An 8552-nucleotide genomic window follows, 5' to 3' on the forward strand; every position below is an offset into this window, starting at 1 on the left:
CTGGTTAATCGCCCCGCTGGCATGGCTGCTGGTGGCTTTATTAAGCGCTTCGCTGGCGCTGTTGCTTTACACCACTGCACTGGTTACTCCTCATGCTATCCAGACACTGATGTCTCAGAGCGCGCTCAATATTGCGACGTGGTTTGTGTCGTTCGTTTTCGCAATCGCGATGTGGTACTACACGCTTTGGCTGACCATCGCCTTCTTCAAACGCCGCAAAAGCGTGCCGAAACATTACATTATCTGGCTGCTGGTCTCCGTGCTGCTTGCCGTCAAAGCGTTCGCTTTTTCGCCAGTTTCTGACACACTGGCGGTTCGCCAGCTACTCTTTCCGTTGCTTGCAACGGCGCTTCTGGTGCCCTATTTCAAGCGGTCGACGCGCGTTAAGAAGACCTTCGTTAACCCGTAATAACCTTACAGTTAACCTGTTGTGGCCTGTTGTCGTTTATCCGATAATAGGCGGCTCTTTTATTTCAGGCTAAATAATGACCGATTACTTACTGCTCTTTGTCGGAACTGTGCTGGTTAATAACTTCGTGCTGGTGAAGTTCCTTGGCCTGTGCCCGTTTATGGGGGTCTCCAAAAAGCTGGAGACGGCAATGGGCATGGGGCTGGCCACCACCTTCGTGATGACGATGGCCTCCATTTGCGCATGGCTGATTGATACCTGGATCCTGATCCCGCTGGACATGCTCTACCTGCGCACCTTGTCCTTTATTCTGGTCATTGCGGTGGTGGTGCAATTTACCGAAATGGTAGTGCGTAAAACCAGCCCTGCCCTGTATCGCCTGTTGGGTATTTTTCTGCCCCTCATCACCACCAACTGTGCTGTGCTGGGCGTGGCGCTGCTCAACATCAACCTTGGGCATAATTTCATGCAGTCGGCGCTGTACGGTTTTTCCGCGGCGGTCGGTTTCTCTTTTGTTATGGTCCTGTTCGCGTCGATTCGCGAGCGTCTGGCAGCGGCGGATATTCCCGCGCCGTTTCGCGGTAACGCCATCGCTCTGGTGACCGCAGGTTTAATGTCTCTGGCCTTTATGGGCTTTAGTGGTCTGGTGAAGTTGTAATGAGTGCTATCTGGATTGCCATCGCGTCCATCAGCGTACTGGGACTCGTCTTTGGCATCATTCTGGGTTATGCCTCCCGCCGGTTTGCGGTAGAGGACGATCCGGTGGTTGAAAAAATTGATGAGCTTTTGCCGCAGAGCCAGTGTGGGCAGTGCGGCTACCCTGGCTGCCGTCCTTACGCTGAGGCGGTGGGCGTGCAGGGAGAAAAGATCAACCGCTGCGCGCCGGGTGGCGAAGCGGTCATGCTTAAAATAGCTGCCCTGCTGAACGTCGATCCGCAGCCTGTCGACGGCGATGAACAGGCGCAGGAGCCCGTTCGTGCCCTTGCTGTTATCGACGAAGCCAACTGCATCGGCTGCACCAAATGTATTCAGGCGTGCCCTGTCGACGCCATTGTAGGCGCAACCCGCGCCATGCACACCGTTGTGGCGGACCTGTGCACCGGCTGTAACCTCTGCGTAGCCCCCTGCCCGACGCAGTGTATAGAACTCCGCCCGGTTGAAACGACGACCGAAAGCTGGAAATGGGATCTTCAGACCATTCCGGTTCGCAATATTCCTGTGGAACAACATGCTTAAGTTATTTTCTGCTTTCAGAAAAGAGAAGATCTGGGACTTCGACGGCGGTATCCATCCCCCGGAAATGAAAACCCAGTCAAACGGTACGCCGCTGCGTCAAATTCCGCTGGCGACCCGCTACGTGATGCCATTGAAACAGCACATCGGCGCGGAAGGCGAGCTGTGCGTGAAAGAAGGCGATACCGTCCTTCGCGGCCAGCCGCTGACCTTTGGTCGTGGACGTATGTTGCCGATACATGCCCCGACTTCGGGCAAGGTGGTGGCTGTTGCCCCCCATACCGTTGCCCATCCCTCGGCGTTGTCTGAGCTGAGCGTCATCATTGAAGCCGACGGGGAAGATCGCTGGATCGATCGTGACGGCTGGAGCGACTACCGTTCCCGCAGCCGTGAAGCGCTGATTGAACGCATTCATCAGTTTGGCGTAGCAGGTCTTGGAGGCGCTGGCTTCCCGACCGGCGCCAAGCTTCACGGCGGCGGCGATAAAATCGAAACGCTGATTATTAACGCCGCCGAGTGCGAACCGTACATCACCGCCGATGATCGTCTGATGCAGGACTGTGCCGCGCAGGTGGTGGAAGGTATTCGCATTCTTGCGCATATCCTGCAACCCCGCGAAGTGCTGATCGGTATTGAAGACAATAAACCGCAGGCCATTTCAATGCTACGTGCGGTACTGGCGGACAGCCATGATATCGCCCTGCGCGTGATCCCGACCAAATACCCATCCGGCGGGGCGAAGCAGCTGACGCAGATCCTGACCGGAAAACAGGTTCCCCACGGGGGCCGTTCGTCCGATATCGGCGTGCTGATGCAAAACGTGGGTACTGCCTACGCGGTGAAACGTGCGGTGATTGACGGAGAGCCATTGACCGAACGCGTCGTCACGCTGACCGGCGAGTCCGTCTCCCGTCCCGGCAACGTCTGGGCGCGTCTGGGTACGCCGGTGCATCATCTGCTGGAACAGGCTGACTTCTGCCCGGGGAGCGAGCAGATGGTCATTATGGGCGGCCCGCTAATGGGCTTTACCCTGCCGTGGCTGGATGTGCCAGTGGTGAAGATTACCAACTGCCTGCTCGCCCCTTCCCCAACGGAGATGGGCGAAACGCAGGAAGAGAAAGGTTGTATACGCTGTAGCGCCTGCGCGGATGCGTGTCCGGCAGACTTGCTGCCGCAGCAGTTGTACTGGTACAGCAAAGGCCAGCTGCACGATAAAGCCCAGGCGCATAACCTGGCTGACTGTATTGAATGCGGTGCCTGTGCCTGGGTCTGCCCAAGCAATATTCCGCTGGTGCAGTACTTCCGTCAGGAGAAAGCCGAAATCTACGCTATCTCCATGGAAGAAAAACGTGCCGCTGAGGCGAAGGCCCGCTTTGAAGCGCGCCAGGCGCGACTGGAGCGCGAGAAACAAGCCCGTCAGGAACGCCATAAGCAGGCTGCCGTGCAGCCTGCGGCGAAAGATCAGGATGCGATTAACGCTGCCCTCGCCCGTGTGCGGGAGAAGAACGCGACTGCCGCTCAGCCGGTAGCGATCGTGTCTGGCCAAAAGCCGGACAATAGCGAAGCGATTGCCGCCCGCGAAGCGCGTAAAGCCGAAGCGCGCGCACGTCAGGCGGAGAAGGCGCAAAACGCCAAACCGGAAGCCAACACAGATCCGCGTAAAGCGGCGGTGGAAGCGGCTATCGCCAGGGCAAAAGCCCGTAAAGCCGGTCAGCAGACAGTGGTGGTTGAACAGGAAGCGACCGATCCGCGCAAGGCGGCCGTTGAAGCCGCTATCGCCCGCGCCAAAGCACGTAAAGCGGCACAACTTCATCCTGCCGAAGAGAGTGAAGCGCCTGTCGACCCACGTAAAGCCGCCGTTGAAGCGGCCATCGCCCGTGCCAAAGCACGAAAAGCGGCACAGCAGGACGAACGGCCTGCGGCCGCCAACGACGATCCACGCAAAGCCGCAGTCGCCGCCGCGATTGCGCGTGTTCAGGCAAAGAAAGCCGCGCAGCAAGCCGTTAACGAGGATTAAATGGTTTTCAGAATTGCAAGTTCCCCTTATACCCATAACCAGCGCCAGACATCGCGTATTATGATGCTGGTGTGCCTGGCCGCGTTGCCAGGTATTGCCGTACAGTGTTGGTTTTTCGGCTGGGGTACGCTTTTCCAGTTAGTTCTGGGTTGCGCCAGTGCCCTCGCAGCGGAAGCAGCGATCCTGAAGCTGCGCATAATGGAGGTGACTCGCATCCTGAGCGATAACTCCGCCCTGTTGACCGGCCTGTTGCTGGCCATCAGCATTCCCCCGTTCGCCCCGTGGTGGATGGTAGTATTGGGAACGATATTTGCGGTGATCATCGCCAAGCAGCTGTACGGTGGGCTGGGCCATAACCCGTTTAACCCGGCAATGATTGGTTACGTGGTGCTACTGATCTCCTTCCCGGTACAGATGACCAGTTGGCTGCCGCCGCATGAGATCGCCGCCACGGTGCCCGGCTTTATGGATGCCCTGAACGTTATCTTTACTGGCCACACCGCGATGGGCGCGGATATGAACGCGCTTCGCATGGGCGTGGATGGCATCAGCCAGGCCACCCCGCTCGATACCTTCAAAACCTCCCTGCGTGCCGGCCACAGCGTCGAGCAGGTGATGAAATCGTCTATTTACAGCGGCGTACTGGCGGGTGCGGGCTGGCAGTGGGTCAATCTGGCCTACCTGTTGGGCGGTGCCTTCCTGCTGCAACAAAAAGCGATCCGCTGGCATATTCCGGTGAGCTTCCTGGTGACGCTGGCCGTCTGTTCAACGCTCGGCTGGGTCATCTCACCTGAGTCACTGGCCAGCCCACAGCTCCATCTGCTCTCCGGCGCGACCATGCTCGGGGCATTCTTTATTCTCACCGATCCGGTCACCGCCTCTACCACCAACCGAGGTCGTCTGATTTTCGGCGCGCTGGCGGGCTTGCTGGTCTGGCTTATTCGCAGCTTTGGTGGCTATCCGGACGGCGTGGCATTTGCCGTACTGCTGGCTAACATCACCGTTCCGCTCATCGACTACTACACGCGTCCACGCGTGTACGGTCATCGCTAAGGGTTACGCCATGCTAAAGACTATGCAAAAACACGGCGTCACGCTGGCGATCTTCGCCGCCGCCCTCACCGGGCTGACTGCGCTGGTAAATGAACTGACGAAAAGCACCATTGAAGAGCAGGCAATGAAGCAGCAAAAGGCGTTGTTCGATCAGGTGATCCCATCAGACTTCTATGATAATAACCTGCAAAAAAGCTGCTTTGTCGTGCAGGCCCCGCAGCTCGGTAAAGGAAGCCACCGCGTTTATATTGCCCGTAAGGGCGAGAACCCGGTGGGCGCCATCATGGAAGCCACCGCGCCGGACGGTTACTCTGGCGCAATTCAGCTGCTGGTAGGCAGCGATTTTTCCGGCACCGTGCTGGGTACGCGCGTGACGGAACATCACGAAACGCCGGGCCTTGGCGACAAAATTGAAACACGCCTGAGCGACTGGATTTTACACTTTGCCGGTAAGATGATTCATGGCGAGGACGATCCTGCTTTCGCGGTGAAAAAAGATGGCGGTGAGTTTGACCAGTTCACGGGCGCCACGATTACGCCCCGCGCGGTCGTCAACGCCGTCAAACGCGCCGGTCTGTATGCCGAAACGCTGCCCGCGCAGATCAATCATCTTTCCGCCTGTGAGGAGTGACCATGAGCCAGGTTAAAGAGGTTATCGTCCAGGGACTCTGGAAGAACAACTCGGCATTGGTACAGCTGTTGGGATTGTGCCCGCTGCTGGCGGTGACGTCTACCGCCACCAACGCGCTCGGGCTGGGGCTGGCGACCACGCTGGTGCTGACCCTGACCAACTTCTCCATTTCTGTTTTGCGCCGCTGGACGCCATCGGAAATCCGTATTCCGATTTATGTCATGATCATTGCATCGGTGGTCAGCGTCGTGCAAATGCTGATTAACGCCTACGCATTTGGCCTGTACCAGTCGCTCGGGATCTTCATTCCGCTTATCGTGACTAACTGTATTGTCGTGGGACGCGCTGAAGCCTTCGCGGTTAAAAACAACCCGGCAATTTCCGCGCTGGATGGGTTTTCCATCGGCATGGGCGCGACTGCCGCCATGTTCGTCCTCGGCTCTCTGCGTGAAATTCTGGGCAACGGTACGCTCTTCGACGGTGCGGACGCGCTGCTTGGCGGCTGGGCGAAATCGCTGCGTATCGAGGTGTTCCATACGGACACCCCATTCCTGCTGGCCATGCTACCGCCAGGCGCCTTCATTGGCCTTGGGATGATGCTGGCGTTAAAATACCTGATTGATGAAAAACGTAAACGCCGCGCCGCTGAACGCAGCGTACAGGAAGGGATCCCCGAGAAAGCAGTATGAATAAAGAGAAACGCATTGCGATCCTGACGCGCCTGCGCGATGAGAATCCTCATCCAACGACAGAGCTGAATTTTAACTCGCCGTTTGAACTGTTGATCGCGGTGCTGCTCTCTGCGCAGGCCACTGACGTGAGCGTCAACAAAGCCACGGCCCTGCTCTACCCTGTAGCCAACACGCCGCAGGCCATGCTGGAGATGGGGGTTGAAGGGATAAAATCCTATATCAAGACCATCGGCCTGTTTAACAGTAAGGCCGAAAACGTCATTAAGACCTGCCGGATCCTGCTTGAGCAGCACGGCGGTGAAGTCCCGGAAGATCGCGCAGCGCTGGAAGCGTTGCCAGGCGTCGGGCGTAAAACGGCAAATGTCGTGCTCAACACGGCGTTTGGCTGGCCGACGATCGCCGTGGACACTCACATCTTCCGCGTTTCTAATCGCACCCGGTTCGCGCCGGGTAAAAACGTGGAAGAGGTGGAAGAAAAGCTATTAAAAGTGGTCCCTGCGGAATTTAAGGTGGATTGCCATCACTGGCTAATCCTTCACGGGCGCTATACCTGTATTGCACGTAAGCCACGCTGCGGCTCCTGCATTATCGAAGATCTCTGTGAATACAAAGAAAAAGTCTATCCCTGAAGGTACATACACTTGTTATTGTTCAAGCCCTTAGATTAAATAAGGGCTCTGATATCTTCTCCCTTGGCCGTAATTTTCCCTCTCATTGTCCATAAAGTGTTGTCGATTCTGCGGATATTTAACACTCAAACAGGTTAATAGTTTTTTCATCACCAAAAATTTCTATACATCTGTGATCGCGATCACTCTGATAACTTGATGTTGTATTTTTGTTTTTAAAACCCTCTCCACGCCTTTGCCAGACAAGATCTCATCCTTTACTCACCGCATATAAGACCAGTCATTTTTCAGAATATGGGCTATATCACTGCCTTTCACCCAAAATAGCAGAACATATCGCCATACAGCCATTCATCAGGGTCATTTACAGTGAAAAAAACCACCAATTCTCAACGGATGAAATTTAACGCTGCATAACATTTGCGTGAACCGATGATTATACCGCCACAGTTATATGTAACAGATTATTACAAACGTATTGCCAGATGGGGCTGGATAGTGAACATTACCCGCCGTTTCCCCTCCCAATATAACTATAAAGCGGATGGACTACGGTCATCACGCTATGAACACCCCCGTTAATATGGGATGTAAAAAAAGAGGTATATGTGTCTACTGCAAACAATAAACCAACAGATGAGAGCGTAAGTCTTAACGCTTTCAAACAGCCTAAAGCGTTCTATCTCATTTTCTCAATCGAATTATGGGAGCGTTTTGGCTACTACGGCCTGCAAGGGATTATGGCCGTTTACCTGGTTAAGCAACTGGGTATGTCCGAAGCCGATTCCATCACGCTGTTCTCGTCCTTCAGCGCTCTGGTCTATGGCCTGGTCGCCATCGGCGGCTGGTTAGGCGATAAAGTCCTCGGTACGAAACGTGTCATTATGCTGGGCGCCGTGGTTCTGGCGATTGGCTATGGTCTGGTTGCATGGTCCGGGCACGATGCGGGCGTGGTATACATGGGCATGGCTACCATCGCGGTAGGTAACGGCCTCTTTAAGGCTAACCCGTCCTCCCTGCTTTCTACCTGCTACAACAAAGATGATCCGCGTCTGGACGGTGCATTTACCATGTACTACATGTCCATCAACATCGGTTCATTCTTCTCGATGCTGGCAACCCCATGGCTGGCCGCGAAATTCGGCTGGAGCGTAGCGTTTGCGCTGAGCTTCGTGGGTATGCTGATCACCGTTGTGAACTTCCTGTTCTGTCGCAGCTGGGTTAAAGATTATGGTTCTAAACCAGACTTCGAACCCGTGCATATGGGCAAACTGCTGGCAACCATCGTCGGCATTGTGATCCTGGCCGCTGTCGCTACCTGGCTGCTGCACAACCAGGGTATTGCACGTGCCGTACTGGCCGTGGTTGCGCTGGGTATCGTGATTATCTTCGCTAAAGAAGCCTTCGCGATGCAGGGTGCGGCACGTCGTAAGATGATTGTGGCGTTCATCCTGATGCTGGAAGCGATTATCTTCTTCGTCCTGTACAGCCAGATGCCAACGTCCCTGAACTTCTTCGCAATCCGCAACGTTGAGCACTCGATCCTGGGTATCGCGTTCGAGCCGGAGCAGTACCAGGCACTGAACCCGTTCTGGATCATGATTGGTAGCCCGATTCTGGCCGCTATCTATAACAAGATGGGCGACCGTCTGCCGATGCCGCACAAGTTCGCTATCGGTATGGTGCTGTGCTCTGGCGCATTCCTGGTGCTGCCGCTGGGGACGAAATTCGCGACCGACGCGGGTATCGTGTCTGTTAACTGGCTGATCCTGAGCTATGCGCTGCAATCCATCGGTGAACTGATGATCTCCGGTCTGGGCCTGGCGATGGTTGCACAGCTGGTCCCTCAGCGTCTGATGGGCTTCATCATGGGTAGCTGGTTCCTGAC

The 8552-nt window shown here is 55.7% G+C and carries 9 protein-coding genes; all 9 read left to right on the forward strand.

What is annotated here, in order from left to right; genetic code table 11:
- Window positions 1-409 (forward strand): DUF2569 domain-containing protein (locus HP459_RS18895; protein WP_171936638.1); only part of this gene is annotated, 409 nt, incomplete at its 5' end.
- Window positions 410-485: 76 nt separating this feature from the next.
- Window positions 486-1067, forward strand: a complete 582-nt coding sequence (gene rsxA / locus HP459_RS18900; RefSeq protein WP_022647920.1) for an electron transport complex subunit RsxA — start codon at window positions 486-488, stop codon at window positions 1065-1067.
- Window positions 1067-1645, forward strand: coding sequence for an electron transport complex subunit RsxB (rsxB, locus tag HP459_RS18905; RefSeq protein WP_015570664.1), 579 nt, complete (start codon window positions 1067-1069; stop codon window positions 1643-1645). Before rsxA ends, rsxB begins: the two co-directional genes overlap by 1 nt.
- Window positions 1638-3659, forward strand: a complete 2022-nt coding sequence (rsxC, locus tag HP459_RS18910) for an electron transport complex subunit RsxC (RefSeq protein ID WP_171936639.1) — start codon at window positions 1638-1640, stop codon at window positions 3657-3659. The genes rsxB and rsxC overlap by 8 nt, the downstream gene beginning before the upstream one ends.
- On the forward strand, window positions 3660-4712 hold the full coding sequence (gene rsxD, locus HP459_RS18915; protein WP_171936640.1) for an electron transport complex subunit RsxD: 1053 nt from the start codon (window positions 3660-3662) through the stop codon (window positions 4710-4712).
- 10 nt (window positions 4713-4722) lie between these two features.
- Window positions 4723-5343, forward strand: coding sequence for an electron transport complex subunit RsxG (gene rsxG, locus HP459_RS18920; protein ID WP_022647917.1), 621 nt, complete (start codon window positions 4723-4725; stop codon window positions 5341-5343).
- 2 nt (window positions 5344-5345) lie between these two features.
- On the forward strand, window positions 5346-6032 hold the full coding sequence (locus HP459_RS18925; RefSeq protein ID WP_003857592.1) for an electron transport complex subunit E: 687 nt from the start codon (window positions 5346-5348) through the stop codon (window positions 6030-6032).
- The gene (gene nth, locus HP459_RS18930) at window positions 6029-6664 is read left to right on the forward strand and encodes an endonuclease III (RefSeq protein WP_171936641.1); all 636 of its coding nucleotides are present in this window, start codon (window positions 6029-6031) and stop codon (window positions 6662-6664) included. Before HP459_RS18925 ends, nth begins: the two co-directional genes overlap by 4 nt.
- 608 nt (window positions 6665-7272) lie before the next feature.
- Window positions 7273-8552 (forward strand): dipeptide/tripeptide permease DtpA (gene dtpA / locus HP459_RS18935; RefSeq protein ID WP_171936642.1); only part of this gene is annotated, 1280 nt, incomplete at its 3' end.

Source organism: Enterobacter sp. CM29 (assembly GCF_013179605.1).
GTDB lineage: Bacteria > Pseudomonadota > Gammaproteobacteria > Enterobacterales > Enterobacteriaceae > Enterobacter > Enterobacter intestinihominis.

Coding starts and splice junctions, on each gene's coding strand:
- rsxA (WP_022647920.1), top strand. CDS start 486: ATGACCGATTACTTACTGCTCTTTGTCGGAACTGTGCTGGTTAATAAC.
- rsxB (WP_015570664.1), top strand. CDS start 1,067: ATGAGTGCTATCTGGATTGCCATCGCGTCCATCAGCGTACTGGGACTC.
- rsxC (WP_171936639.1), top strand. CDS start 1,638: ATGCTTAAGTTATTTTCTGCTTTCAGAAAAGAGAAGATCTGGGACTTC.
- rsxD (WP_171936640.1), top strand. CDS start 3,660: ATGGTTTTCAGAATTGCAAGTTCCCCTTATACCCATAACCAGCGCCAG.
- rsxG (WP_022647917.1), top strand. CDS start 4,723: ATGCTAAAGACTATGCAAAAACACGGCGTCACGCTGGCGATCTTCGCC.
- HP459_RS18925 (WP_003857592.1), top strand. CDS start 5,346: ATGAGCCAGGTTAAAGAGGTTATCGTCCAGGGACTCTGGAAGAACAAC.
- nth (WP_171936641.1), top strand. CDS start 6,029: ATGAATAAAGAGAAACGCATTGCGATCCTGACGCGCCTGCGCGATGAG.